The organism is Amycolatopsis sp. TNS106, assembly GCF_019330265.1.
Taxonomy (GTDB): domain Bacteria; phylum Actinomycetota; class Actinomycetes; order Mycobacteriales; family Pseudonocardiaceae; genus Amycolatopsis; species Amycolatopsis lurida.
On record NZ_CP024972.1, the window covers coordinates 8,333,578 to 8,358,180 of the forward strand.

At 70.4% G+C, this 24,603-nt stretch carries 27 protein-coding genes; 13 read left to right on the forward strand and 14 right to left on the reverse strand.

Going from position 1 to position 24,603, the window contains the following annotated elements:
- Positions 1-88 precede the first annotated feature (88 nt).
- The gene (locus tag CVV72_RS38675; RefSeq protein ID WP_126733599.1) at positions 89-754 is read left to right on the forward strand and encodes an HU family DNA-binding protein; all 666 of its coding nucleotides are present in this window, start codon (positions 89-91) and stop codon (positions 752-754) included.
- Positions 755-1,269: 515 nt separating this feature from the next.
- On the opposite strand, the gene CVV72_RS38680 is transcribed toward CVV72_RS38675, so the two are convergent.
- From CVV72_RS38680 to cofC, 3 genes are read right to left on the reverse strand one after another with little or no spacing between them, the layout of a single operon-like run.
- A complete protein-coding gene (locus CVV72_RS38680; RefSeq protein ID WP_219149473.1) occupies positions 1,270-2,205 on the reverse strand; it encodes an NUDIX hydrolase in 936 nt (311 codons plus the stop codon).
- Positions 2,202-4,505 (reverse strand): RNA degradosome polyphosphate kinase, encoded by a 2,304-nt coding sequence (locus tag CVV72_RS38685; protein ID WP_219149475.1) that lies wholly within the window; start codon positions 4,503-4,505, stop codon positions 2,202-2,204. The genes CVV72_RS38680 and CVV72_RS38685 overlap by 4 nt, the downstream gene beginning before the upstream one ends.
- Positions 4,506-4,563: 58 nt before the next feature.
- Positions 4,564-5,193, reverse strand: coding sequence for a 2-phospho-L-lactate guanylyltransferase (gene cofC, locus CVV72_RS38690; protein WP_219149477.1), 630 nt, complete (start codon positions 5,191-5,193; stop codon positions 4,564-4,566).
- Between the two features lie 57 nt (positions 5,194-5,250).
- Between cofC and CVV72_RS38695 the strand changes: the two genes are divergently transcribed.
- The 3 genes from CVV72_RS38695 to CVV72_RS38705 all read left to right on the forward strand — a co-directional run bounded on the left by CVV72_RS38695 (position 5,251) and on the right by CVV72_RS38705 (position 7,679).
- A complete protein-coding gene (locus tag CVV72_RS38695) occupies positions 5,251-5,994 on the forward strand; it encodes a 1-acyl-sn-glycerol-3-phosphate acyltransferase (RefSeq protein ID WP_219149480.1) in 744 nt (247 codons plus the stop codon).
- On the forward strand, positions 5,994-7,007 hold the full coding sequence (locus CVV72_RS38700; protein ID WP_219149482.1) for an NAD(P)H-dependent glycerol-3-phosphate dehydrogenase: 1,014 nt from the start codon (positions 5,994-5,996) through the stop codon (positions 7,005-7,007). The genes CVV72_RS38695 and CVV72_RS38700 overlap by 1 nt, the downstream gene beginning before the upstream one ends.
- A 192-nt stretch (positions 7,008-7,199) precedes the next feature.
- Positions 7,200-7,679 (forward strand): cysteine dioxygenase family protein, encoded by a 480-nt coding sequence (locus tag CVV72_RS38705; RefSeq protein ID WP_034320344.1) that lies wholly within the window; start codon positions 7,200-7,202, stop codon positions 7,677-7,679.
- A gap of 21 nt (positions 7,680-7,700) precedes the next feature.
- Here CVV72_RS38705 and CVV72_RS38710 read toward each other — a convergent pair whose 3' ends face one another.
- The 6 genes from CVV72_RS38710 to CVV72_RS38735 all read right to left on the reverse strand — a co-directional run bounded on the left by CVV72_RS38710 (position 7,701) and on the right by CVV72_RS38735 (position 12,544).
- Positions 7,701-8,714 (reverse strand): asparaginase, encoded by a 1,014-nt coding sequence (locus tag CVV72_RS38710; protein ID WP_219149484.1) that lies wholly within the window; start codon positions 8,712-8,714, stop codon positions 7,701-7,703.
- 74 nt (positions 8,715-8,788) lie between these two features.
- Complete coding sequence (locus tag CVV72_RS38715; protein WP_219149487.1) at positions 8,789-9,616, reverse strand: bifunctional 2-polyprenyl-6-hydroxyphenol methylase/3-demethylubiquinol 3-O-methyltransferase UbiG; 828 nt, start codon at positions 9,614-9,616, stop codon at positions 8,789-8,791.
- Positions 9,613-9,993, reverse strand: coding sequence for a VOC family protein (locus CVV72_RS38720; RefSeq protein WP_219149489.1), 381 nt, complete (start codon positions 9,991-9,993; stop codon positions 9,613-9,615). The genes CVV72_RS38715 and CVV72_RS38720 overlap by 4 nt, the downstream gene beginning before the upstream one ends.
- A gap of 42 nt (positions 9,994-10,035) precedes the next feature.
- On the reverse strand, positions 10,036-10,773 hold the full coding sequence (locus tag CVV72_RS38725) for an FAD:protein FMN transferase (RefSeq protein WP_219149491.1): 738 nt from the start codon (positions 10,771-10,773) through the stop codon (positions 10,036-10,038).
- Complete coding sequence (locus CVV72_RS38730) at positions 10,770-11,180, reverse strand: FMN-binding protein (protein ID WP_219149493.1); 411 nt, start codon at positions 11,178-11,180, stop codon at positions 10,770-10,772. The genes CVV72_RS38725 and CVV72_RS38730 overlap by 4 nt, the downstream gene beginning before the upstream one ends.
- Positions 11,181-11,197: 17 nt before the next feature.
- The gene (locus CVV72_RS38735; protein ID WP_219149495.1) at positions 11,198-12,544 is read right to left on the reverse strand and encodes a ferric reductase-like transmembrane domain-containing protein; all 1,347 of its coding nucleotides are present in this window, start codon (positions 12,542-12,544) and stop codon (positions 11,198-11,200) included.
- A 136-nt stretch (positions 12,545-12,680) separates the two neighbouring features.
- Here CVV72_RS38735 and CVV72_RS38740 point away from each other — a divergent pair, with 136 nt between their 5' ends.
- Positions 12,681-13,376 carry a response regulator transcription factor gene (locus CVV72_RS38740; protein WP_219149497.1) on the forward strand — a complete coding sequence of 232 codons (696 nt, stop codon included), beginning with the start codon at positions 12,681-12,683 and terminating at the stop codon, positions 13,374-13,376.
- Positions 13,373-14,809: a cell wall metabolism sensor histidine kinase WalK gene (locus CVV72_RS38745; RefSeq protein ID WP_219149499.1), complete on the forward strand. Its 1,437-nt coding sequence runs from the start codon at positions 13,373-13,375 to the stop codon at positions 14,807-14,809. The genes CVV72_RS38740 and CVV72_RS38745 overlap by 4 nt, the downstream gene beginning before the upstream one ends.
- A gap of 14 nt (positions 14,810-14,823) precedes the next feature.
- On the opposite strand, the gene CVV72_RS38750 is transcribed toward CVV72_RS38745, so the two are convergent.
- On the reverse strand, positions 14,824-15,477 hold the full coding sequence (locus CVV72_RS38750) for a pyridoxamine 5'-phosphate oxidase family protein (protein WP_219149500.1): 654 nt from the start codon (positions 15,475-15,477) through the stop codon (positions 14,824-14,826).
- Positions 15,478-15,566: 89 nt separating this feature from the next.
- Between CVV72_RS38750 and CVV72_RS38755 the strand changes: the two genes are divergently transcribed.
- The gene (locus tag CVV72_RS38755; RefSeq protein WP_219149502.1) at positions 15,567-16,925 is read left to right on the forward strand and encodes a PLP-dependent aminotransferase family protein; all 1,359 of its coding nucleotides are present in this window, start codon (positions 15,567-15,569) and stop codon (positions 16,923-16,925) included.
- A 33-nt stretch (positions 16,926-16,958) separates the two neighbouring features.
- Positions 16,959-17,927, forward strand: coding sequence for a zinc-binding dehydrogenase (locus CVV72_RS38760; RefSeq protein ID WP_219149504.1), 969 nt, complete (start codon positions 16,959-16,961; stop codon positions 17,925-17,927).
- Between the two features lie 4 nt (positions 17,928-17,931).
- Here the strand turns inward: CVV72_RS38760 and CVV72_RS38765 are convergent, their stop codons facing one another.
- On the reverse strand, positions 17,932-18,474 hold the full coding sequence (locus CVV72_RS38765; RefSeq protein ID WP_219149506.1) for a DUF3515 domain-containing protein: 543 nt from the start codon (positions 18,472-18,474) through the stop codon (positions 17,932-17,934).
- Positions 18,475-18,493: 19 nt separating this feature from the next.
- Positions 18,494-18,727, reverse strand: a complete 234-nt coding sequence (locus tag CVV72_RS38770) for an Lrp/AsnC family transcriptional regulator (protein ID WP_007031456.1) — start codon at positions 18,725-18,727, stop codon at positions 18,494-18,496.
- Between the two features lie 133 nt (positions 18,728-18,860).
- Here CVV72_RS38770 and CVV72_RS38775 point away from each other — a divergent pair, with 133 nt between their 5' ends.
- Complete coding sequence (locus CVV72_RS38775) at positions 18,861-19,817, forward strand: thiamine-phosphate kinase (RefSeq protein ID WP_034320373.1); 957 nt, start codon at positions 18,861-18,863, stop codon at positions 19,815-19,817.
- On the opposite strand, the gene CVV72_RS38780 is transcribed toward CVV72_RS38775, so the two are convergent.
- Positions 19,814-20,536: a GNAT family N-acetyltransferase gene (locus CVV72_RS38780; RefSeq protein WP_219149508.1), complete on the reverse strand. Its 723-nt coding sequence runs from the start codon at positions 20,534-20,536 to the stop codon at positions 19,814-19,816. The genes CVV72_RS38775 and CVV72_RS38780 overlap by 4 nt on opposite strands.
- 51 nt (positions 20,537-20,587) lie before the next feature.
- On the opposite strand from CVV72_RS38780, the gene CVV72_RS38785 reads away from it, so the two are divergent.
- Genes CVV72_RS38785 through CVV72_RS38795 form a run of 3 tightly spaced genes read left to right on the forward strand, consistent with a single transcriptional unit; the run spans position 20,588 to position 22,286 of the window.
- Positions 20,588-21,058, forward strand: coding sequence for a GNAT family N-acetyltransferase (locus CVV72_RS38785; RefSeq protein ID WP_219149510.1), 471 nt, complete (start codon positions 20,588-20,590; stop codon positions 21,056-21,058).
- Between the two features lie 8 nt (positions 21,059-21,066).
- A complete protein-coding gene (locus CVV72_RS38790) occupies positions 21,067-21,597 on the forward strand; it encodes a gamma carbonic anhydrase family protein (RefSeq protein WP_219149512.1) in 531 nt (176 codons plus the stop codon).
- Between the two features lie 11 nt (positions 21,598-21,608).
- Positions 21,609-22,286, forward strand: coding sequence for a uracil-DNA glycosylase (locus CVV72_RS38795; RefSeq protein ID WP_219149514.1), 678 nt, complete (start codon positions 21,609-21,611; stop codon positions 22,284-22,286).
- Between the two features lie 405 nt (positions 22,287-22,691).
- Here CVV72_RS38795 and rpmB read toward each other — a convergent pair whose 3' ends face one another.
- Positions 22,692-22,883: a 50S ribosomal protein L28 gene (gene rpmB / locus CVV72_RS38800; protein WP_007031450.1), complete on the reverse strand. Its 192-nt coding sequence runs from the start codon at positions 22,881-22,883 to the stop codon at positions 22,692-22,694.
- 133 nt (positions 22,884-23,016) lie between these two features.
- Between rpmB and CVV72_RS38805 the strand changes: the two genes are divergently transcribed.
- Complete coding sequence (locus CVV72_RS38805) at positions 23,017-24,603, forward strand: DAK2 domain-containing protein (RefSeq protein ID WP_219149516.1); 1,587 nt, start codon at positions 23,017-23,019, stop codon at positions 24,601-24,603.

Here is a 24,603-nt window from a genome sequence, read left to right on the forward strand (position 1 = left end):
GTTTGGAATTTGTGCTGCATTGGTAATACCGTGTGCGCTAAGTCGGCCGACGGGGCCGTGTACAAGTAGTTCTTCTTGGAGGACTGGAATGGCCAACAAGGCCCAGCTGATCGAGGCGCTGTCGGAGCGCCTGGGCGACAAGAAGGTCGCGTCGGAGGCCGTCGATGGCCTTGTCGACATCATCATCCGGACGGTCAACAAGGGCGAGAAGGTGAACATCACCGGCTTCGGTGTGTTCGAGAAGCGCGCCCGCGCCGCCCGCACCGCGCGGAACCCGCGCACCGGTGAGACCGTTCGCGTCAAGAAGACCAACGTGCCCGCGTTCCGCGCCGGCACGACCTTCAAGGACGTCATCAGTGGTTCGAAGAAGCTGCCGAAGGCCACCGCTGTGAAGCGCGCGACCGCCGGCACCTCCACCCGCGCCACCACCACCCGCGCGACGACGACCCGGACGGCCGCCAGCCGCCCGGCCGCGACGCGTTCCACGACCACGCGGACCCGCGCCGCTGCCACGACGACGCGTGCCGCCGCGAAGCCGGCCGCCAAGGCGACCGCGACCAAGGCAGCGGCCAAGACGACCGCCACCAAGGCCGCGCCGAAGACCGCCGCCAAGGCGACGACTCGCGCCACCACGGCCAAGAAGGCGACCGCCACCAAGGCCGCCGCGAAGCCGGCCGCCAAGGCGACCGCTGCCAAGGCTCCCGCGAAGAAGGCTCCGGCCAAGCGGACTTCGGCTGCCGCGAAGAAGAAGTAAGCTCCCTCCTCAGGAGAGAGCCAACGGCAGGGCCCCGCGCACGGCGCGGGGCCCTGCCGCATTTTCCGGCCACCGAGGAAGCCCCTGTCTTGCCCTGACGCGCTCGCGCGCGGTCTCCGGGATCCTTGGGGGCCGCTACGGATCCGCGGCCGCCCAGTGGCGTATGTGACGCGATTCTCGTGCCGGTGGGCGAAGTTCCGGAAAAGAATCCGCTTCGGCCGGGGGTTTCCCTGTCACTCCGATGGACGCGCCTTCCCGGTGGGTGGCTCCACAGTGGAGCGATGGGTGCGGGTCCGCATCGACACAGCCGGAGTAGGCGCGTCACCCACGTGGGGGAGTGGCGCTTCGGATTTCCTTGCGGGGCCAAGCCTGACGTGAGGGCGCGAAGGCCACTTTCGGGACACCCCCGCGCCGGACAGAGAGGCCCAGCAAGTCCCCAAATCGCCCTGCAGCGCGTGAAGGCCCCCTTCCCTCGGGTCAGCCGAGGGAAGGGGGCCTTCACGCGTTACAAAGCCTCAGGGATGCGCGGGAGCCGGCGTGGGCAAAGGCGACGCGAAGTAGTCCGCGGCCACCAGTACCGGCCCGTCCTGTTCGGTCGGGGCCCGGAACGACAGCACCCAGAACGAACCCTTCTTCGACGGAACCACGCCACCGCGCGCGGCGGTCAGGTCGACGCCGTCGCGGTCGGCCAGCGCGCTGACGACGTCCGGGATCACCCCGCCCTGGCTGGAGATCACCGGCGTGCCACCGTCACCGGCGATGGCCAGCAGCCGGGCGACACCGAGCACCGGGTCCGGCCAGTAGCCCTCTTCCGACAGCAGCGGCTCGTGCCGGATCTCGACCCCGAGGTCTTCGGCGAGCCCGTTCACCGTCTGGACACAGCGAAGCCGCGGCGCCGAGAGCACCCTGCCGGGCGCGTAGTGCCGCAGCAGCGAGCGCAGCGCTTCGGCCTGGCGCTGGCCCGCGTCCGACAGCGGCCGCAGGTCGTCGTCGCCGTTCCACTCGTCGCGTTTACCCGCTTTGGCGTGCCGCACCAGGATCACCGTGGTGAGTTCGGACGGCAGCGCGGAGAACTCGCGCAGCACCCGGACGTCCTCGGGCCGCGTCAGCAGTTTCTCCGCCGCCTCCGCGTCGAGCCAGCGCAGCTCGTCGACTTCCTCGTTCGGCTCGAAAGCACCGGAAACGGCGTGCGCGGAGAAGTAGTCGACCGTCTTGGGCGCGCCCGCCACGGTGTATTCGGTCCGGACCAGATAGCGGCCGAGCACCGCGTCGAATCCGGTCTCCTCGGCGATCTCCCGGACCGCCGCGCCCGCGATGGTCTCGCCCGGATCCAGCTTTCCCTTCGGCAGCGACCAATCGTCGTAGCGCGGCCGGTGGACCAGCGCGACCTCGATCCGGTCCCCGTCACGACGCCAGAGAACGGCTCCCGCCGCTCGGATGACCCCGCTCATCCCGCCGCCCCGTGCCGTTTCGCCAGCTCGACCTGGTGGTCGCGGACGTCGTCGCCGGAGGCGGGGAACGGGCTCCACTCGCCGGTCGAGTTCAGCACCCAGCATCGGGTCGAGGGGTGCAGCGCGGATTCGAAGATGTAGTCCAGTTGCGCCGTCAGCTTCGGATCCTTGACGCGCACCAGCGCCTCGATCCGGCGGTCCAGGTTGCGGTGCATCATGTCCGCGCTGCCGATCCACCGCGTACCGCCCGCGAGGAAGGTGAAGACGCGCGAGTGCTCCAGGAAGCGGCCGAGGATGGACCGCACGTGGATGTTCTCGCTCAGCCCCTCCACACCCGGCTTCAGCGAACAGATCCCGCGCACCACGATGTCGACCGGCACCCCGGCCTGCGAAGCGTGGTACAGCGCGTCGATCACCTGCTCGTCGACGAGCGAGTTGCACTTGATCCGGATCCCGGCGGTCTGGCCGGCGCGGGCGAGTTCGATCTCCTCGCCGATCGCGCGCACGATGCCGCGGCGGATCCCGTGCGGCGACGTGAGGATGTTGCGGTAGGTGTCCTGACGGGAGTACCCGGTCAGCACGTTGAACAGATCCGTCAGGTCCGCGCCGATCGTCGGGTCGGCGGTCAGGATGCCGAGGTCCTCGTACAGGCGCGCGGTCTTCGGGTTGTAGTTGCCGGTGCCGATGTGGCAGTAGCGGCGGATGGTCGAACCCTCCTGGCGCACCACCATCGAAATCTTGCAGTGCGTCTTCAGCCCGACGAGCCCGTAGACCACGTGCACGCCCGCGCGTTCCAGTGTGCGGGCCCAGGTGATGTTGGCCTGTTCGTCGAACCGCGCCTTGATCTCGACCAGCGCGACGACCTGTTTGCCCGCCTCGGCGGCGTCGATCAGCGCGTCGACGATCGGGGAGTCGCCGGAGGTGCGGTACAGCGTCTGTTTGATCGCCAGCACCTTGTCGTCCGCGGCGGCCTGTTCGATGAACCGCTGGACGCTGGTGGAGAACGAGTCGTACGGGTGGTGCACGAGGACGTCGCCCTCGCGCAGCGTCGCGAACACCGACTTCGGCGTCTCGCGCTCACCGAACGCCGGATGCGTGGCGGGAACGAAAGGGCGGTCCTTGAGTTCCTTCCGGTCGACCCCCGACAACTGGTGCAGACAGGTGAGATCCAGCAGACCGGGGACCTCGACGACGTCGCGCGGGTCGACCTCCAGTTCGCGCAGCAGCAGTTCGAGCATGTGCTCGCTCATGTCCTGCGCCACTTCGAGCCGCACCGGCGGGCCGAACCGGCGCTGGGCCAGTTCGCGTTCCAGCGCCTGGAGAAGATCCTCGTCCCGGTCCTCTTCGACCTCGAAGTCCGCGTTGCGGGTGACCCGGAACGCGTGGTGCTCGGTCACCTCCATACCGGTGAACAGCTCGCCGAGGTGGGCGGCGATCAGCTCCTCCAGCGGAAGGAACGTCGCGGTGCGGCTCTCCCGTGGCTGCTGCTCGATCCGCATCAGGCGCGGCACGTTGCTCGGCACCTTGACCCGCGCGAACCGCTCCGTGCCCGCTTCGGGGTCCCGGACGGTGATGGCCAGGTTGAGCGAAAGACCGGAAATGTAGGGGAACGGGTGCGCGGGATCCACGGCCAGCGGTGTGAGCACCGGGAAGATCTGCTCGCTGAAGTAGTTGGAGAGCCGGAGCTGGTCGGCGCCGGTCAGGTCGTTCCAGCCGACGATGCGGATGTCCTCTTCCGCCAGCCGCGGCCGCAGGTGCAGTTCGAAGGCGTTCGTGTGCCGCTCGACCAGGTCCTGGTTGCGTTTGGCGATGTAGGCCAGCTGCTCGCGCGGGGTGAGCCCGTCCGCGCTGCGGACCGGGAGCCCGGTCTCGTCGCGGCGTTTCAGCCCGGCGACCCGCACCATGTAGAACTCGTCCAAATTGGACGCGAAGATCGCCAGGAACTTGGCGCGTTCGAGCAGCGGCTGCGACTCGTCCTCGGCCAGCGCGAGCACGCGCGCGTTGAAGTCCTGCCATGACAGCTCGCGGTTGAAGTACCGGTCGTCGGGCAGGGTTTCGACGGCCGTGGGCGCCGACGTCACCGCGGGCGGCGCGGCGGGCAGCGCGCGGAACTCCTGCGCGGGACGGCTCGCCGAACCGCCGCGCGTCGCGCGGACGGCCGTGCGCGGCGCCGGGCTGCTGTTCTTTTTCGGCCTGGCGGGTTTCGCCGTGCCGCTGTCCGGTTCCGGTTTCGCGGCGGAGGTCTTCCGCCTCCTTGCCGAGTTCGGGGTGCCGCCGTCATTTGTGCTCACGGGCTTCATTGTTCACCACTCGGGGCGATTATGTGCGCCGCGCGCGGGTCGCCAGGGTGAACTCTCGTCACATCACCACGCAGGGTGTTCCCAACAGCGTTGAAGTGCGCTTTCCGACACCCAGGGTGCGAACGTGAGCGAGATCATCCGAGGTGTCCACGTCGGCCCTGAGCGATTCCGCGGCGATCGTGAGCGGGGTCGCACCGGACGCGGTGTGCGCCCGCGCGGAACCGGTGCCGAACCGGGGCGCCAGCGCGCGGCCCGCCCCCGCGAGCAACAGGGTCGTGCCCGTTCCCTGCCGGTCCGCGACGAACGCCCGCTTTCCGGCGGCCTCGGCGAGGGCGGCGGTGAGGTCCTCGGTCCGCAGCGCGGGCAGGTCGGCCTGCAACGCGCCGACGAGACCGGACGGCGTGTCCCGGCGCAGCAGCTCTTCGCCGTGGCGCAGGGCCGCGTTCAAACCGCCACGCGACGGTTCGGTGACGATCTCGACGCCCAGTTCGGTGAGATCCGCCACCGACGCCGGGTCGGCGGCGACCACCAGCACCCGCCGGACCCCGTCCGCCGAGATCGCCGCGGACAGCGTGTCGTAGGCCAGCGCCAGCACCAGTTCGGCGTGCCGCTCGGGCACGACCGCGCCGCGAAGCCGCGACTTGCCCTCCGCCGGGCGTTTCATCGGCACGATCAGGTCCACATCCACATCTCACTTCTTACCCGACCCTCCCTGGACCGCGCTCGGATGCGCGCGGCAGGATCAGTGGCCTGGGACGACACGTGTGACTTCGAGGAGGACGAATTGGCCCGGCGTGAGAAGGGCGGCATCTGGGTGGGCATCGCCGCCGCACTGTTCTACCCGGCGACGGCCATCGGCAAGCGGGTCTACCGCAACGCCGAGCGGATCCCCCGCGAAGGCGGCGCGCTGCTCCTGCTCAACCACGTGTCCCACATGGACCCGGCGGTGGACGCGGTCTTCGTGCACCGACAGAAGCGGGTGCCGCGGTTCCTCGGCAAGGAGAGCCTGACCAGGACACCGCTCTTCGGCAAGATCTTCGTCGGCGCAGGCCAGATCCCGGTCTCGCGCGGTTCGGCCGCCGCCGGCGACAGCCTCAAAGCCGCCCACCAGGCGTTGCGGGACGGCAAGGTCGTCGTGATCTATCCGGAGGGGACGATCAGCAAGGATCCGGACGGCTGGCCGAAGAAGCCGTTCACCGGTGCCGCGCGGCTGGCGCTGGAGACCGACGTGCCGGTGATCCCGATCGCGCGCTGGGGCACGAACCACATCTTCAACGGCTACACGAAGAAGTTCACGCCCTTCCCGCGCAAGACGATCACGCACCTGGTCGGCGAGCCGCTGGATCTTTCCGCCTACAAGAACGGTTCGACCCGCAGCGCGTCCAAGCTGCGCGAGGTCACCGAGCTGATGATGACCGAGATCACCGCCCTGCTCGCGGAGATCCGCCAGGAGGAACCGCCCGCGAAGAAACCGGAGGACGACGCCTGATGGCCGAGGTCCAGCGGGTGACCGTGCTCGGCGCCGGATCGTGGGGGACGGCGTTCGCGAAGGTGCTCGGCGACGCCGGACGGGACGTGACCATCTGGGCCCGGCGGCCCGAGGTCGCGGCCGACATCCGGGAACGGCATCGCAATACGTCCTATTTGCCCGATATCGAGCTGCCGGAGCGGATCACCGCGACGGCGGACCCGGCCGAGGCCCTCGACGGCGCGCAGGCCGTGGTGCTCGCGGTGCCGAGCCAGACGTTGCGGACCAATCTGTCGGAGTGGTCCGGTCTGCTGCCGTCCGACGCGATCCTGGTGAGCCTCGCGAAGGGTGTCGAGCTGGGCACGCTCAAGCGGATGAGCGAGGTCATCGCCGAGATCGCCCGCGTCGACGCCGGGCAGATCGTGGTCGTGTCCGGGCCGAACCTGGCGAAGGAGATCGCGCTGGGGCAGCCGGCGGCGGCGGTGCTGGCCTGCACCGACCACGACAACGCCAAGGCGATCCAGCGGGCGAGCTTCAACCAGTACTTCCGGCCGTACACCAACACCGACGTCGTCGGCTGCGAGCTGGGCGGGGCCTGCAAGAACGTCATCGCGCTCAGCTGCGGGATGGCGGCCGGGCTCGGGCTCGGCGCCAACACCGTGGCCACCCTGATCACCCGCGGGCTGGCCGAGATGGCCCGCCTCGGCGCGAAACTGGGCGCCGACCCGCTGACCTTCGCCGGGCTCGCCGGCGTCGGCGACCTGGTGGCGACCTGCTCGTCGCCGTTGTCGCGGAACCGGACCTTCGGCGAGCGGCTCGGCCGGGGTGAGACGCTGGAGCAGGCGCTCGCGGCCACCGGCGGTCAGGTCGCCGAGGGCGTCAAATCGTGCACGTCGATCCGGGAACTCGCGATGGGCCTCGGTGTCGACATGCCGATCACCGACGCGATGCACCGCGTGTGCCACGAAGGGGTCGACCCGCGGCGTGCGGGAGCCGAGCTGCTCGGACGTTCGCAGAAACACGAGTGGTCCTGATCGGTCCACTGAGTGGGATCGGTTGACCGCCGGGCTCCATGCTGGTTCGCTGAGCGCATGTTCGCACGTGGGATGACTGTGTCGCGGGGCCTCTCCGGTCTTGGCGCCGTCCCGTGTGCGTCGTGTCGCTGTTGTCGGTGAACTCAGCCCCGGCCCAGCTCGACACCCACTTCCTTCTGCGAGGACCCCTTCATGTTCGCCGTCCCGGACAACACGCTCGTCATTCCCGAAAACCCCGCGCTGCGCCACCCGGTGCGCGTCGCGCTCGAATTCGCCGCGGACCGTGACCGCTGGCGGCACCTGCTGCGTTACGACCCCGAGGAGCGTTTCTCCGCGCTCGTCGACGCGGACGAACTGCAGGAGATCTGGCTCATGAGCTGGCTGCCCGGCCAGCGCACCGACCTGCACGACCACGAATTCGCCGCGGGCGCGTTCACCGTGGTCAGCGGGAAGCTGAGCGAGACCGTCGCCCGGCGCGCCGTGGACGGGCGCGCCGTGACCGAGCTCCACTCGCTGTCCGAGGGCCAGTCTCGCGTCTTCGGCCCCGGCTACGTCCACGAAGTGCGCAACGACGGCCCGGATCCCGCGGTCAGCGTGCACGTCTACCGGCACCGGCCCCGCGCGATGCGGCCGTACCACTTGGACCCCGTTTCCGGCCCGGTCCGGGACTGATCACCCAGGGCGAAACGCGGCTCAGGCGAGGTCGCCCCGGAGCCGGAATTCGGCCTCGACGCGGTCTCGGGAAGCGCCGGTGGCGAGCAGGGTGTGCAACAGGAGCCGGGATTTGCGCGGATCCAGCCAGCCCGCCATCGTCGCGCCCATCGCGATCAGATCCGCTTCGGAACCGCGGAAGCCGTAGGTGCCACGGAACGTCGGCCCGGCGCCGGTGCGGCCGGCGACCACGATCGGCACCTCGGGCAGGACCCGCTCGATCACGTCGGCGGACCCCGCCGAAACGTGCCCGGCACCGTTCGCGGCGAGCACCACGCCCTTCACCCCGGCTTTGACCAGCGTTTCCAGGAGCTCGCCGGTGTCCTCGACCCCGCTCTCGACGATCGGCACCAGCCCGGAGAAGTCCGCGTTCGCCAAGGACAACGCCGCCGGGCGGGCGGCGACCGGGTGGAAGTAGTGCACCAGGCCCTCGCTGAGCAGCGCGAGCGGACCGGCGGGATTCGACGAGAACGCCTCGACATGGCTCGAATGCGTTTTGCGCACCCAGCGCGCGGCGTGGACGTCGTCGTTGAACGCGACCAGCGAGCCGCGGCCCCGGCTGCGGGGATCGGCGGCGACGGTCAGCGCGGCCAGCAGGTTCCCCGCGCCGTCGGCGCTGGGCAGGCTGGGATTGCGCATCGCGCCGGTGATCACGATCGGCGCCTCCGAAGCCCACGTCAATTCGAAGAAGTACGCGGTCTCTTCGAGCGTGTCCGTGCCCTGGACCACGACGACACCTTCAGCGCCTTCGTCGACCGCCCTGGCCGCCCACTCCCGCGTCCTGATCAGGGTCGCGAAATCCATCGAGGCGCTGGAAATCCCCGCGAGCGTCTCCGCGCGGACGTCCATCTCGAGGTTCTCGCCCAGATCGCCGAGCAGGTCGGCGGCGGTGAGCCGGGGGACGGCGTGGTCTTCACCGTCGCCGGGGACCATCGAGATGGTGCCGCCCAAGGCGGCGACGGCGACCAGGGGCCGTTTCTCAGGGGAGACGCTCATGAGGGCATTCTTCCAAAAACTCGTGAGTGGTGAAGACGGTTCTAACCGTCCTTACCACTCACGAGACCCAACGCTCACCGTCGCCCTTTCACGGCCTCGATGGTGAAACTGGCCGCCAGCCGCCGCGGCTCGTCGGTCAGCCGCCATTCCTCGGTCGCCTCGTTCAGGGTCATGAACCCAGGGAGCGCGTTCCACGGCACGCTGTCGTGTTCCACCAGCCGCGTCAGGGTCAGCCCCGCGTCGAGCAGCGAAGTGACGATCTCGCCGAGCCCGTGGTTCCATTCGTGCGTCCGGTTGTGCTGGAACGAAACGTCGGTGTCCACATAGGTCCCCGGTTCGTCGAACACCAGCGGTTCGGCCTGCTCGAAGTACGGGTAGCGCGGCGAGATGTGCGGCTGCGTCTCGTCGAGGGTGCCCAGCATCGGGTGCATGTCCCGGATGAACAGGCGGCCGCCCGGCCGCAGCAACGCGCCGACAACCTGTCCCCAGCGGGCGATGTCGGGCAGCCAGCAGAGCGCGCCGATCCCCGTGTAGACGAGGTCGAATTCCCCGGCGCCCAGCACGTCGGCGGCACTGTACACATCGGACTCGTGATAATCGATCTCCGCGCCGGTCTCGGCGGCCAGCCCCCGCGCGATCTCCAGCGCGGGCGCGGAGAAGTCGAGGCCGGTCATCCGTGCGCCGAGGCGCGACAGCGAAAGTGTGTCCGTGCCGATATGGCACTGCAGGTGCACTCCCCGGGCGCCGGAGACGTCACCGAGCAGCGGCCGGTCGAAGGTGACCACGCCGCTGAGGTGCGCCGGGTCAGCGACGAACTTCTTGTAGCCGTAGTCCGCCGAAGCGGCGTGCGCCGGAGCGCGTTCGTCCCAGTTCGCCCGGTTGACGGTCAGGTAGTCCGTCATGCGGTGGCGGCCTTCTCGGCGGCGCTGCGCAGCACGCAGAATTCGTTGCCCTCGGGGTCGGCGAGGACCGCCCAGCCGGTGCCGTCCGGGTTGCGCCGGTCGTGCAGGAGGGTCGCGCCGAGCTTGAGCAGGCGCTCCACCTCTTCGTCGCGCGGGATGTCCGGCGTGAGGCAGAGGTGGATCCGGTTCTTCACCGTCTTCGGCTCCGGGACCTGCCCGAAGAACAGCGTGACTCCGTTGTCCATCTCGATGATCGCTTCGGGATCGCCCGGCACGTCGTCGTCGGCCATCGGCTTGCCGACGACGCCGCTCCAGAACCGGCCCAGTTCGTAGGCGTCGGCGCAGTCGAAGAAGAAGTTCTGTACGACAGAGGTCATGACGCCGCAGTCTGCCTGAGCTCGCGAAGCCCGGCCAACGGTTTAAGCGAGCCGCAGCCCAGGCGACCGGTGCACCTGCCGTTCCGCGTCGATGACCAGCACCTGGCAGCCCGGTTGCGAGGCGACCCAGGCGATCCCCTCGGTCCCCATCGCGAAAGCGGCCGTGGCGAGGGAATCCGCGGTGACGAGGTCGCCTGCCACGACCGTGACACTCAGCAGACCGACGGGCGGGCGCCCCGTCCTGCCGTCCAGGATGTGCGCGCCGCGTTCGTATTCCGCCGAAGTCGCGACGGCACCGCCGGACGATTCGACCACGGCGCACACCGCGCCGGGCCGTTCGGGATGCCGGATGCCGACCCGCCAGGCGCGGCCGGGTTCAGGTTCGCCGGCCGTGACGACGTCCCCGCCGGCGTTGAGACAGAACACGTCCAAGCCTTCGGCCAGTAACAGGGACGCCGCCCGCTGCACCGCCCAGCCCTTCACCACCGCGTTCGGATCGAGCCGGCGCCCGGGGAGCCGGGCGGTGAACGCCCCGCCGGACAACCGTTCGTAGTGATCGCACAGCGAGAGGATCTCCAGGAGGTCGTCGCTCAGCTCCGACGGCGTGAGTTCGCCGCGGTCGTAGCGGCAGACCTCGCTGCCCGCCTGGAACGGGCTGAACCGCGCGTCGACTTCCCGCAACCAGCCGAAAACGCCGTCGATTGCGTGGTCGACGAGGTCACCGCCCGCCCGGACGTCGACCGAGACCGGCAGCCCCATCACCTGTTCGACGCGGTTCATCTGGCGTCCAGCGCCGCCTGCAGCGATTTGACGTACGACTCGCTCGTCGACGTGGCCCCGGAGACGGTGTCGATGTCGGCGCTCTGCGCGGTCAGCGTCTCCTCCTGCAGGATGGGGATCGCAGCGACCCCGCGGCCGCTGGTCGGCCGTTGCAGCAGGCGGACTTCCGAGATCCTGTCCTCGGCCGAGAGCACCAGCCGGACCTGGACGGTGCCGTACCGGTTGCTCTCCACCGAACCGTCGATGGTGCGCTCGGCGCCTTCGGACGCGCCACCGTCCGAAATGGACGTGCTCGGCGCCGCGACCGCGACGGTTTCCGAGCCGAGCGGGCCCGGTTCGTACAGCCAGACACCGAGGAAGCCGGCGGCCGAAAGGGCGACCGTGGCGGCGACGATGGTCTTCTTCATGATCGGGACTCCCTGACTCAGGCGGCGAGGCTGAAGCGTTCGGCGTGGACCTGCTGGGACGGCACCCGCAGCTCCCGCAGGCTGCGCAGCGTCGCCGACGTCATCCCCGGCGGACCGCAGACGAAGACGTCCCGGTCCGTGATGTCCGGCACCATCCGTCGCAGGTTGGGCGCGCCGAGGACCGGACCGGCCTGATCGGACGGTCCACTGAGGACCCGGACGACCGCACCGCGCGCCCGCGCCAGCCCGATCAGCTCGGGCAGGAGGACGGCGTCGCGCTGGTCGCGGACGCGGTAGAGCACCACGACGTGTCCGGAGATTTCCTCCAGCAGCGCGCGGATCGGGGTGATCCCGACACCGCCCGCGACGAGCAACGCGTCGGGTTTCTGTTGGTGCATCGTGGTGAACGCGCCGTACGGGCCTTCGGCGAACACCCGGGTGCCGACCTTCAGCGACCGCAGGGACGCGCTGCCGTCACCGGCGGCCTTCGCGGTCAGGCGCAGGGTGCGGCCGTCCGGCGCGGCCGACAGCGAGAACGGGTTCGCCTGCCACCAGCGATCCCGGGTCATGAAGCGCCATAGGAAGAACTGGCCTGCCCGCGCGGGCATCTTGTCGAGATGCTTCCCGGAGATGTACACCGAGACGACGTCGCGGGATTCGGGGACGACGGCGACGACCTTCAAGCGGTGACGCAGATTACGCGCCAGCGGCAGCACCACCCGGCCGGCGACGACGGAGCCGAGAGCGACACCCCATACCGCCCACCAGTAGACCTGCGCCCCCGGCGACGACGCGAACGATCCGCCCAGCGCGATCTGATGGCTGAACGCCAGCACGACCGCGGCATAGGTGTAGAGGTGGAGGAAATGCCAGGTCTCGTACGCCAGACGGCGCCGGGCGAACCGGGCGGAGACGGCGCCGACGAGCAGGATCAGCGCGAACGCGACGACCGCGCGCAGGATCCCCTCCAGTTTGGTCACCATCGTGACGAACTCCTCGGCCACGCCGGTGTCCTCGACCTGCGCGTAGCCGAAGACGATGAAGACGAAGTGGGCGAGCAGGGTCCACAGGAGGCTGAACCCGGTCCAGCGGTGCCAGCCGGTGAGCCGGTCCATGCCGAGGCGGCGGTCGAACCACGGCAGCCTGGCGACCAGCAGCAGCTGGAACGCCATCGCCAGCGCCCCGTACAGCCCGGCGAGCCTGCCGATGCTGATGAGCACGTTGTCCGACGGCCCGGCGGCGAAGAAGAGCATGGTCACGGCGGCCACGTTGGCGCCGAGGAAGAGGAAGAGCCCGGCGCGCGCGGCGATCCTGGGACGGATCGCCGGGCGCGGTCTCGCGGCGGTCTGCGTCATGGTGGTCACACGTGGTTCCTTCCGGTCCGGTTCAAGTACGGAGCCTGCTGTGCCAACCTGTGACCTTTCTTGGCGGAAGCTGTCGGCTTCCTGTCGTGTGCGCTCCCGCCTCGCCCTCGCGCGCGCGTTCACGGAGGATGGCGTTGTGCACACCGAGAACCCCGTCCGCCTGCTGGTGGTGGACGACGAGCCGCATATCGCCGACCTGGTGGCCACCGTCGCCCGCTACGAGGGCTGGCAGGCCGTCACCGCCGGATCGGGGGAGGCCGCGCTGGCCAAGGCCGCCGAATTCGGGCCCGACATCGTCGTGCTCGACCTGATGCTGCCCGGGATCGACGGGTTCACCGTGCTGGACAAGCTCCGCGAGTCCGGGACCGCCGTGCCGGTGGTCTTCCTGACCGCGAAGGACGCGACCGCGGACCGGGTCGCCGGGCTCACCCGCGGCGGCGACGACTACCTCGTTAAGCCGTTCTCCGTCGAGGAACTGATGGCCCGGCTGCGCGCCGTTCTGCGGCGGAGCACCAACCAGGCCAAGGCGGCGGTGCTACGGGTCGGTGACCTGACCCTGAACGAGGACACCCGCGAGGTCGCGCGCGCCGGCGTGCCCGCCGAGCTGACCCCGACCGAGTACGAACTGCTGCGCTACCTCATGCGGCGTTCGCCTTCGGTGCTGACCAAGGCGCAGATCCTCGACCACGTCTGGGAATACGATTTCGGCGGCCGGTCCAATGTGGTCGAACTCGTCATCTCACATCTGCGCCGCAAACTCGACACGGGCGGCGAACCGCTGATCCACACCGTGCGCGGTGTCGGTTATGTCGTCCGGCAGGCGGCGAGATGAAAATGCTGCGCCGGTGGTTCGACGCCTGGCGCCGGTCGAGGCTCGGCACCCGGCTGGCGCTCGGGCTCGGCGCGCTGGCGCTGGTCGTGTTCGCCGTCGTCGGGACCGTGATGGTCGGCATCATGAAGGGCTACCTGAACGACCGGCTCGACGAACAGCTCGCCAAGACCCAGATCAGCCAGGTGCCGTCGCTGCGCACCACGCACGGCGGGAAACCGCAGCAGGCCTACGGCTGGTTCTCCGCCGTTTTCGCGGTGCGGGACGGCGACGCGCTGCCGCAGGCGGGCGGTTCCCTGCCGCCGGACACGAAGGCGCTCGAAAAGGTCGCCGAAGACGCGACGCGGACCGAGGTCCTGCGCACCGTCTACATCGAGGACAAGGGCACCTACCGGGTCCGGGCCTGCCCGATCGAACCGGCGCGGAACATCGTGCTGGTGAGCGCCGCGCCGCAGGCCGATCTGGATCGGACGGTCAGCCAGCTGATCATGGTCGAGGTCGTCGCGTTCCTGCTGGCGCTGGCGGTGCTGGTGATCGCGGGACGGCTGGTGCTGCGGCGCGGGCTGCGGCCGCTGAGCGACATGGCCGGGACCGCGCACGACATCGCTTCGCACGACCTCACGGCGAACGCCGATCTCCCGGTGCGCGCGCAGGCGAGCGGCGGCGGTGCCGAGGTCGAGGAACTGCGGACGGCGTTCAACGTGATGCTGGCGCACCTCGATTCCTCGCTGGTCGCGCGCCGGGAGGCGAACGAGCGGCTCCGGCGCTTCATCGCCGACGCCTCCCACGAACTGCGCACGCCGCTGACGTCGATCCGGGGCTACGCCGAGCTTTTTCGCTACGCCGCGGCGAACGAACCCGCCGAACGCGACGCGCACCTGGCGAAGATCCGGGAAGAGACGCAGCGGATGAGCGTGCTCGTCGACGACCTCCTGCTCCTCGCGCGCCTCGACGCGCCGGAGACCGAGGCGCCGCTGCGGCTGGTCGACGTCGACGTCGCCGAGCTGATCACCGACGCGGGGGAGGCCTTCACCGCCGGCCGCCCGGATCATCCGCTGAGTATCGGCGCGCTCCCGGAAGGTGTCGTCCTGCAAGCGGATCCGGTGCGCCTGCGGCAGGTGCTGGACAATCTGCTCGCCAACGCCGCGGTGCACACGCCGCCGGGGACGCCGGTGACGCTGTCGGCTTCGGCTTCGGACTCGGAGGTCGCCCTGCGGGTGAGTGACGCCGGCCCGGGGATACCGCCGGAGGCGCGGGAGCGGATCTTCGACCGGTTCTACCGGGTCGACACCGCCCGCACGCGCGGCAACGGCGGGACCGGGCTCGGGCTTTCGGTGGTGCTCTCGCTGGTTTCGGCGCACGGCGGGACGATCGAGGTCGAGAGCGTGCCGGGGGCGACGACGTTCACCGTGCGGCTGCCGCGCCACCGCCCGTAGCCCTCTCTCGCGCGCTACCCGACCCGCCGCTTCACGTGGTCCGGCACCGTCCACTCACCCACGAGATCCGCCGACGGCTCCGGCTCACCGAACACGGTCCGCACCGGCAGCACCCCCGCCCACGACAGATCGGCCGCGACCTCGTCCTCGGGATCGTCGGGACCTTCGCCGCGCATCTTCACCGAAGCCTCGGTGAGGTCCAGCTCCAGCACCGAAACGGACGCGAACTCCTTCGCGTTGATCTCCCTCGCGTGCTCCCACGAGCCGGGCGCGAGGTGGTCGGTCAGCACGTGGAGGCCGTGCATCTTGCGTTCGCGATCGGTCACCGCGGCCGCCCTGCCCAGGATCACCGCGCTGCGGTAGTTCATCGAGTGGTTGTTGACCGAGCGCGCGTAGACGATGCCGTCGAGCAGGGTCACCGTGACGCAGACCTCGACGCCGTCGGAATCGCGCATACTCCTCGCGCCGGTCGATCCGTGCAGGTAGAGCGTGTCGCCGTCGCGTCCGTAGCCGGTCGGGATGACCAGCGGGACGCCGTCGCGCACGACCCCGAGATGGCAGACCAGGCCTTCGTCGAGCACCGAGTACAGCGCCGAGCGGTCGGTGAGGGCGCGGTTCTTCTTGCGGCCGAGGGTGGTCCGGTCGGTGGGAGAGAGCGGCATGGACATGCGAGCAGTCTCACCCAGGAGAGTGGCCTGTAATAATGTCCAATTCTCCTATACTTGAGAAGGCCACTTCGGGAAGTGCGGAGTACACCATGTCCGACACCGCTCTGCCGGTCAGTCTCGACCGCGATTCGCTCGTCCCGCTCGCGGTCCAGCTGGCCGACGCGTTGCGCGCGGCCGCGGGTGACGGACATCTGCGCGGCGGCGACAGGCTGCCTTCGACCAGGGCGCTCGCGAGCCGTCTCGGCGTCAGCCGCACGGTGACGTCGGCCGCGTACGAACAGCTTCACGCGGAGGGCTGGATCGCCGGCCGCCACGGCTCCGGCACGTACGTCACCACCACGCCGCCCGCGGACCGGCCATCGAAAGGGCCCGCGCCGGGTATCCCCGCCAAGCCGCCCACGCTGGTCGACCTCACGCCGGGCGTCCCGTGGGCCGACGGCATCGAGAAGGCCGCCTGGCGCCGTGCGTGGCGGGCCGCCGCCGACCCGCGCCCGACCTATCGCGAGGACAGGGCCGGTCTGCCCGCGTACCGGGACGCCGTGTCCGAACATCTGCTGCGGCACCGCGGCCTCGCGGCCGGAACGGTACTCGCGACCGGCGGAACGACGGCCGCGGTGATCGAACTCGCGGGCGCGCTGCTCTCGCGCGGTGACCGGGTCGCGATCGAGGAGCCGGGTTACCAGCGCGCGGTGCAGGCGTTCCGGCGGGCGGGGATGGAGGTCGTGCCCGTTCCGGTCGACGAAGAAGGCCTGCGCCCGGACGCCGTCCCCGCCGGCGTGCGCGCGGTGTACTGCTCGCCCGCCCACCAGTACCCGCTCGGCAGCCGGATGAGCGCGTCCCGTCGCGTCGAGCTGGTCGAACTCGCGCGCGCCAACGGCATGCTGGTGATCGAGGACGACTACGACGGCGAGCTGCGGTTCGACGTCGCGCCGCTGCCGCTGCTGGCCGCGCTCGCGCCCGACGTCGTCGCGCATCTCGGGACCACGAGCAAGATCCTCACACCGGCGCTGGGCGCGGGCTGGATGGTCGCGCCGTCCCAGGTGGCGGCCGCGGTACTGGAGTACCGAGAAGCGACGGGGACGCGTCCTTCGCCCGCCGGGCAACGGGTGCTCGCCGAACTGGCGCGGCACGGCGATCTGGGGCGGCATCTGCGGAAGCTCCGGCGGGAGCTGTCGGAGCGCCGGTCCCTGGTTTCGGCCGCGCTGACGTCGGCCGGGATCCCGGTGCTCGGCGACGACGCGGGCGCGCATCTGGTCGTCCCGTGCGGATCGGCCGCGGACGAGGCGGCGCGGATGGCGGCGGCGGAACGCGCCGGGATCCGGCTCGACGGGCTGGCCCGGCATTTCGCCGGGACGCCGACGGTGTTCGGGAACCTCATCGGCTACGCGGGCTGCTCGCGCGAGGCGTTGCACTCCGCGCTCGAACCGCTGATCGCCGTGCTCGCTTGACCTCCAGCGAACTGGAGGTCCTAGCTTGCGATCATGCGTGAGATCAGAGTGTCCCGGTTCGGCGATCCGGCCGTCCTGGAGCAGGTCGAAGTGCCCACCCCCGAACCGGCGGAGGGCGAACTCCGCGTCACGGTGACGGCGGCCGGGGTCGGCTGGCTCGACGCCCTCATCCGGCGGGGTGACGGTCCCGGCGTGTTCGCGGTCGAGCCGCCGTACGTGCCGGGCGGGTCGGTGGCGGGCACCGTCGACGCGGTGGGAGCCGGAGTCGACGAAACCTGGCTGGGAAAGCAGGTCCTCACCCACTCGCCCGGCGGGTACGGCGGGGGTTACGCGGACACGGTCGTCGCGCTGCCGGACGACACGTTCCCCATTCCGGACGGGCTGGATCCCCGGCACGCGGTGGCCCTGTTCGACGACGGCAGTACCGCGCTGGCGTTGCTGGAGAAGAGCCCGGTCACCGCCGGGGAGCGCGTTCTGGTGGCGCCGGGCGTCGGCGGGCTCGGCAGCGTTCTGGTGCAGCTCGCCCGCGCGGCGGGCGCGACCGTCTTCGCGGCGGTCCGCGGCGGCGAAAAGGCGGCGATCGCGCGGAAACTGGGGGCCGAGCCGGTCGACTACTCGGCGGCGGACTGGACGGGCGACGTCCTCGGCCTCACCGGCGGTCACCGGCTGGACGTGGTCTTCGACGGCGTCGGCGGCGAACTCGGCGCCGCCTCGCTGGCATTGCTGAGGAACGGCGGCCGCTTCTCCGGCTACGGTATGTCCAGCGGCGCGGAGACCGTGATCGGCGACGCAGACCGCGCCCGGCTGTCCGTTGTGGACATGGCACAGCTGGTCGGGTTCTGGCCCGACAACCCGCGCCGCGTACGGGAAGTGCTGCGGCAGGCGGCCGGCGGGAAGCTGACGCCGGTCATCGGCCGGACGTATCCGCTGGCGGAGGCGGCCGCCGCGCACTCGGACATCGAGGCGCGGCGATACACCGGCAAGAGCCTGCTCCTGCCGTGAGTGCTCAGAACCGCAGCGGCACCGCGGGGAGATTGGCGGCGACGACCTCGGAAACGGTCTGGAGCGGCCCGGTCCCCGCGGTGTCCGGCACGGTGAGCGCCGTGTAGACGGGGCGGTCCACCACGAACCACGTCGCGGTGCCCTCTCCCACGACCTGCAGCCACTGGACGCCGTTGATCGTCCGCAGCTGCGAGGTCCGGGTGAGTTCCGGCGGTTTGCCGAGGCCGCACCGCAGGACCACCGGGTCGCCGGTGCCCCAGCCGATCGTCGCCTCGGGGGCGGGATCGGCCAGCTTCCGCCGGACCAGCGTGTTCCCGGACGACGTGAGCTCGTGGGGGAGCGCGCCGATGAGTTTCGCGCATTCGGGTGACCCCGACTGAGGCGCCGGGACCGGGACGAGCGGAAGCGGACCGTCGGCGGCCGGGGCGTCGGATTCCGCGCCGCGGGTCAGCCCGAAGACGGCCACGCCCGCGACGAGCAGGATCGCCAGGCAGGCGGCCGCGATCAGCAGAGGTTTCGGCGGTGCGCCGGTGTCCGTGTCAGCCACCGGACAACTACACCACTCGTCAGAGATGCACGACCGGGCAGGTCAGCGTCCGCGTGATGCCCTCCACGTTCTGCACCTTGGCGACCACGAGCTGACCCAGCTGGTCGACGGTGTCGGCCGCGGCCTTGACGATGACGTCGTACGGGCCGGTGACATCCTCCGAACTGGTGACACCGGGGATGGTGGAGATCTCCGCGGCGACCGCGGCGGCTTTGCCGACCTCGGTCTGGATGAGGATGTATGCGTGGACCACGGCGCGCCCCTTCGTAAAAGTCGGCTCAAGGTAGGAACGTTGTAGCAACGTATCGCCAGCCCCGGGAAAAACCTAGGGCTTCCGACTATCGGTGATCGCTATTTGTCCGGACAAGGGAAAGTGGAGGTGACGGGTGTCACCGAACGACGGCACGGTCGCCGGGACCGGTGAATTCCGGTTGATCGAGGCGGTGACCGCCGGCCGGAAACAGCCGGAGACGACACTGCTCGGGCCGGGGGACGACGCGGCCGTCGTGGCCAGCCCGGACGGGCGGACGGTGGCGTCCACCGACGTCCTCGTGCAGGGCGTCCATTTCCGGCTCGACTGGTCCAGCGCCGAGCAGGTGGGGCGCAAGGCGGTCGCGGTGAACCTCACCGACATCGCCGCCATGGGCGCGCGCCCGACGTCCGTCCTCATGGGATTCGCGTGTCCCTCGGACACGCCGACGTCGCTCGTCACCGAACTCACCCAGGGCATGTGGCTCGAAGCCGACCGGGCGGGGATCGGGATCGTCGGCGGCGACATGGTGCGCGCCGATCAGATCGTGATCAGTGTCACCGCCCTCGGTGACCTCGGCGGCCGGGAACCGGTGACCCGGTCCGGCGCGCGTCCCGGCGACGTCGTCGCGGTCTGCGGGCGGCTCGGCTGGGCGGCCGCCGGGCTCGCCGTGCTCGGGCGGGGGTTCCGCTCACCGGTCAGCGTGGTCAACGCGCAGCGCTGCCCCGAACCGGACTACGAGGCGGGTATCCGCGCGGCCGACGGAGGCGCGACGTCGATGATCGACGTGTCCGACGGGCTCCTGTCCGACCTCGGCCACATCGCCGAGGCCTCAGGCGTCGGCATCGACGTGCGGACGGCGGACCTCGACGTGTCGAGCAGGCTGACCGAGGTCGGCACCGCGCTCGGCGCCGACCCGCTGAAATGGGTCCTCACCGGCGGCGAGGACCACGCGTTCGCGGCCACCTTCCCGTCCTTCGCCGAGCTGCCGGAGGGCTGGACCGAGATCGGCGTCGTCACCATGCCGGATTCGGGGGTGACGGTGGACGGGAAGCGGTACGGGCACGACAGCGGCTGGCAGCACTGGCGCTAGGAGCGTGAGGCCCACCAGGTCGCGGGCGCGGCGACGGTGAAACCGAGGGATTCGTACAGCGGCCTGCCGAGCCGGGACGCGGTGAGGGTGACGGGCAGATCCGCCAGCGGGGCGAGGGAGCCGAGCATCACGGCTCGTCCCACGCCGCGCGAGCGGAAGGCGTCCGGCGTGCCGACCCAGTAGTGGCTGCCGAAGCCGTCTTCGACGACCGTGACGCACGCCCCGGCGACCTCGCCATCGAGCCGCGCGACGAACACGGCGACGCCCGGCTGGTCGAGGATGGCCGTGGGGAACATCTCACCCGGCCGGAACCGCGTGAGTTCGAAACCTTCGATCACCGCGCGTTCGGCCGCCCGCAGGCCGGCTTCCTCGCGCACCCGGACCACCTCCATCGCGGGTTCGGCGACCGGGGCGGGCGGGCGCAGCATGACGGGCATCTGCCAGCTGCGCATATCCCCGAGATGGTTCAGATCGGTGCTGCTGAAAGGATCCTCGGCCTCCACCGGCCCCGTCGCCCGCGCCGCGAGCTCGGTGATCTCCGCCAGTTCGCCGTCGGTGAGGCCGGGCTCCTGGATCAGGACGCGCAGCCCCGCGCGCTCGTCACCGGCGACGGCGAGAAAGCCGCGACGCCGGATCACCTCGTGGCCGCGGGCCCGGCCGGTCGCGGCCCAGAACGCGGCCGAATTCCGTGCCTGGCGCAGGGAGGTCTCGATCGACATGGACGCAATCTACTTTGGGGATCGGCGAGTCTTCTCGCTAATCTCGCGCCCATGGACCTTCGTGTGCTGGCCTACGACCACCCCGACGCGGTGAAGCTGCTGGCCGAAGCGCAGCTCGAACTGGCCGCCCGGTACGGCAGCGAAGACGAGACGCCGATGGACGCGGCGCAGTTCGCCCCGCCGAGGGGGCTGTTCATCGCCGCCTATCTCGACGACGCCCCGGTCGCTTGCGGTGCCTGGCGGGCGCACGACGGGCCGGAACCCCTGTTGCCGGGCGATGCCGAAATGAAACGGGTGTTCGTGATGGCTTCGGCGCGGGGCCGAGGACTAGCGCGAGCGATCCTCGCCGACCTGGAGCGGACGGCCGCCGAGGCCGGGCGGCTCCGTATGGTGCTGGAGACCGGGGACAAGCAGCCGGAAGCCATCGCGCTGTACCTGTCGGCGGGGTACCGGGAAATCCCGGGTTTCGGGTACTACAAGGACGAACCGGAGAGCATCTGCTTCGGCAAGCCGCTGGTCTAGGAGAACGCATGCCGATCTACGCACTGGGCGACCTCGAACCGTCGATCCACCCGGACGCCTACGTCCACCCCGACGCGACGGTGATCGGCGATGTCCGGATCGCGGCGTTCGCGTCGGTGTGGCCGCAGACCGTGCTGCGCGGCGACCACGGCCACATCGAGATCGGCGAGCGGTCCAACGTCCAGGACGGCTGCGTGCTGCACTGCACCCGCAGGGAGCCGACGATCATCGGGAAATCCTCCGCCGTCGGGCATTCGGTGCACATCGAAGGCGCGCGGATCGGTGATGGCTGCCTGATCGCATCGGGATCGGTGGTGCTGAACGGAACCGTCGTCGAGGACGGCGGGATGGTCGGCGCGGGCGCGGTCCTCTCCTATGGGTCCTATGTGGACAGTGGGCGGATCGCGCTCGGTGTCCCGGCGAAGACGCGGCCGAACACTTCGTTCGGGCCGGACAAGATCAAGCTCGTCGTCGACGGGTACGTCGAGCGTGCCGCGAGGTTCCGGGTCGAGCTCCGGCGGCTCGACGGACGTGAGTAAGCTCGCACGCCGTGACCGCACGACCGCTGCAGGACATCGTCGAAGCAGGCTGGGCGCAGGCCCTCGAACCGGTGGCGCCGCAGGTCGCCGCGATGGGGGAATTCCTCCGCGCGGAGATCGCCGCGGGCCGGACCTATCTCCCGGCGGGTGAACACGTGCTGCGGGCGTTCCAGCAGCCGTTCCACGAGGTGCGGGTGCTGATCGTCGGCCAGGACCCGTACCCGACGCCCGGGCACGCCGTCGGGCTGAGCTTTTCGGTGGCGCCGGACGTCCGGCCGATCCCGAAGAGCCTGATCAACATCTACAAGGAGTACTGCGAGGACCTCGGGCACCCGCTGCCGTCGAACGGCGACCTGACGCCGTGGGCCGACCAAGGGGTCCTGCTGCTCAACAGGTCGCTGACGGTGCAGCCCGGGAAGTCGAACTCGCACCAGGGCAAGGGCTGGGAAGCGGTCACCGAGCAGGCCATCAAGGCCCTCGCCGCCCGGGACGAGCCGATGGTGGCGATCCTGTGGGGCCGCAACGCGCGGAACCTGAAGCCGATGCTGGGGAAGGTGCCGTGCATCGAGTCGGCGCACCCGAGCCCGCTTTCGGCGCACGCCGGCTTCTTCGGCTCCCGGCCCTTCAGCCGGGCGAACCAGCTGCTGGAGCAGCAGGGTGCCGGCCCCGTGGACTGGAAGCTCCCCTGATCCTCTTGTGTTGCGCGTGAAGGCCCCCTTCCCTCGGCTCAGCCGAGGGAAGGGGGCCTTCACGCGCATCGGTGGCAGCAGTGAAAGCAGTGACCGGTGTGACTCCTGAGGTTTCGCCGCAGTCCGTGAAGGCCTCCTTCACTACCTTGAGGGTAGGGAAGGAGGCCTTCACTACGTCCTGGGCTGGGGTGGGCGCTTCGGAGTACGTGAAGGACCCCTTCCTGTACCTAGGCGCAAGGATGGGGTCCTTCATGTACTCGGGAAGGGGGCCTTCACGCGCCGCCGTTGTGACTGGTGGTGCTACAGAGTCGCCTGGGAAATGTCGGAACAGAAGCCACCACCGAACCTACCCACAAAAAATGGCGGGTGCTCCGAAGAGCACCCGCCATTCCCCAAAAACCCGGCTCAGCCGCGAACGACCTTGCCCGCCTTGATGCACGAGGTGCAGGCGTTCAGGCGCTTGCGCTGGGACAGACCGATCTTGGCGTGAACGGTCTGGATGTTCGGGTTCCACCGGCGGTTGGTACGCCGGTGGGAGTGCGAGACCGACTTGCCAAAGCCCGGTCCCTTGCCACAGACGTCGCACACGGCAGCCACGTCGAACTCCTCTGGATCTGGGACAAAGAATGACGCGCCCAGCATGCTGGGCAACTCGACCATAGTAACCAGTGGCTCAGAGCCCTCCGGCACCGGGTCGATACCCTCGCTGGAACAGCTAGGAGGTTACGGGGTGCGGGTGCTGGACGTGGCGGCGGTGTCGGCCTGGTCGGCGGCCTGTGTGCACAGCTTGGCGGTGCTCCGGCCGGCGATCGACGGCATCAACGTCTATCCGGTCGCCGACTCCGACACCGGCTCCAACCTGCTGTTCACCATGACCGCGGCCCGCGACGCGCTGGCGGAGGCCGAGCCCGCGACGGCCGCCGAGGCGCTGTCGGTGTTCGCCAGGGGAGCGGTCGCGGCGGCCAAGGGCAACTCCGGCGTGATCATGTCGCAGGTCGTGCGCGGGATCGCCGAGTCGGCGGCCGCCAGGGAAATCGACGGGCCCGGGCTCGCGGAGGCGCTCGGGTGCGCGGACAGGGCCGCCACGGGCGCGGTGAGCCGTCCGGTGGCGGGGACCATCCTGACCGTCCTCCACACCGTCGCCGCCGCCGTCCGTGACGCGACAGGGTCGCTCGAAGAGGTGGCCGCCGCTGCGGCGAGCGTCGCCGCCGAAGCCCTCGAAGAGACCCCGAAGCAGCTGCCGGTTCTGGCGGTGGCCGGTGTGGTCGACGCGGGTGCCCGCGGGCTCGTCGCGGTCCTCGACGCCCTGTCCGGCGTGATTTCCGGCGGTCTCACCGAGCCGGAACACCCGCTCGAGGCGCATCACCATCACGCGACGATCGACGCGCCGACGGCCTGGGAGGTCATGTACCTGCTGGACGGCGTCGACGAGACCAGCCTTCCCGGGCTTCGCAAGACCCTCAGCGGCCTCGGCGACAGCGTCACGGTCGCCGGGGACGGCGCCGGCGCGTATGCCGTCCACGTCCATTGCGCGGACATCGGCGCGGCGCTGGAGGCCGGGATCGAGCTCGGCCGCCCGCGCCGGGTCCGGGTCGAGCCGCTGATCACGCCCACCCCGGTCGAGGTCGGCGGAGGGATCGACCGTTCGGTGGTCGCCGTGGTCCACGGCGGGCCGCTGGCCGAACTCCTCCGCGCGGAGGGGGTCGCGGTGCTCGCGGTCCCGCACGGGGTCCAGCCGACGGTCGAGGAGATGCTGGGCCTGATCAACGAAGCCGCCGGGCATCACGTCACCGTGCTTCCCGGCGGACAGGAGCTGACCGCGGCGGCCGACGCGGCCGCGGGGCACGCGATGGCCGCGGACCGCGACGTCGTCGTCATCCCGTGCGTTTCACCCGTCCAGGTGCTCGCCGCGCTGGCCGTCCACGACCAGGACCGCCGCACCAACGACGACGTGGTCGCGATGGCCGAAGCGGCCGCCGCCACGAGGCGTGGCGAACTGAGGATCGCGCAGGAGGAGTCGCTAACCTGGGTGGGCCGGGCGCAGGCCGGTGACGTCGTCGGTCTCGTCGACGGCGAGGTCGTGCTGATCGAGCCCGCGCCCGCCTCGGAGACGAGCCTGGTCGCGGCGGCGGTCGGCGTGCTGAACCGGATGCTGGCCCTCGGCGGCGAGCTGGTCACCGTGCTGACCGGGCCGGACGCGCCGGTCCGGCTGCCCGGTGAGCTGGCCGACCGGCTGCGCCTGGAGCATCCCGAGGTCGAAGTGACGAGTTACGCGGGCGGCCAAACCGACGCCGTGCTGCTGATGGGGGTGGAGTGA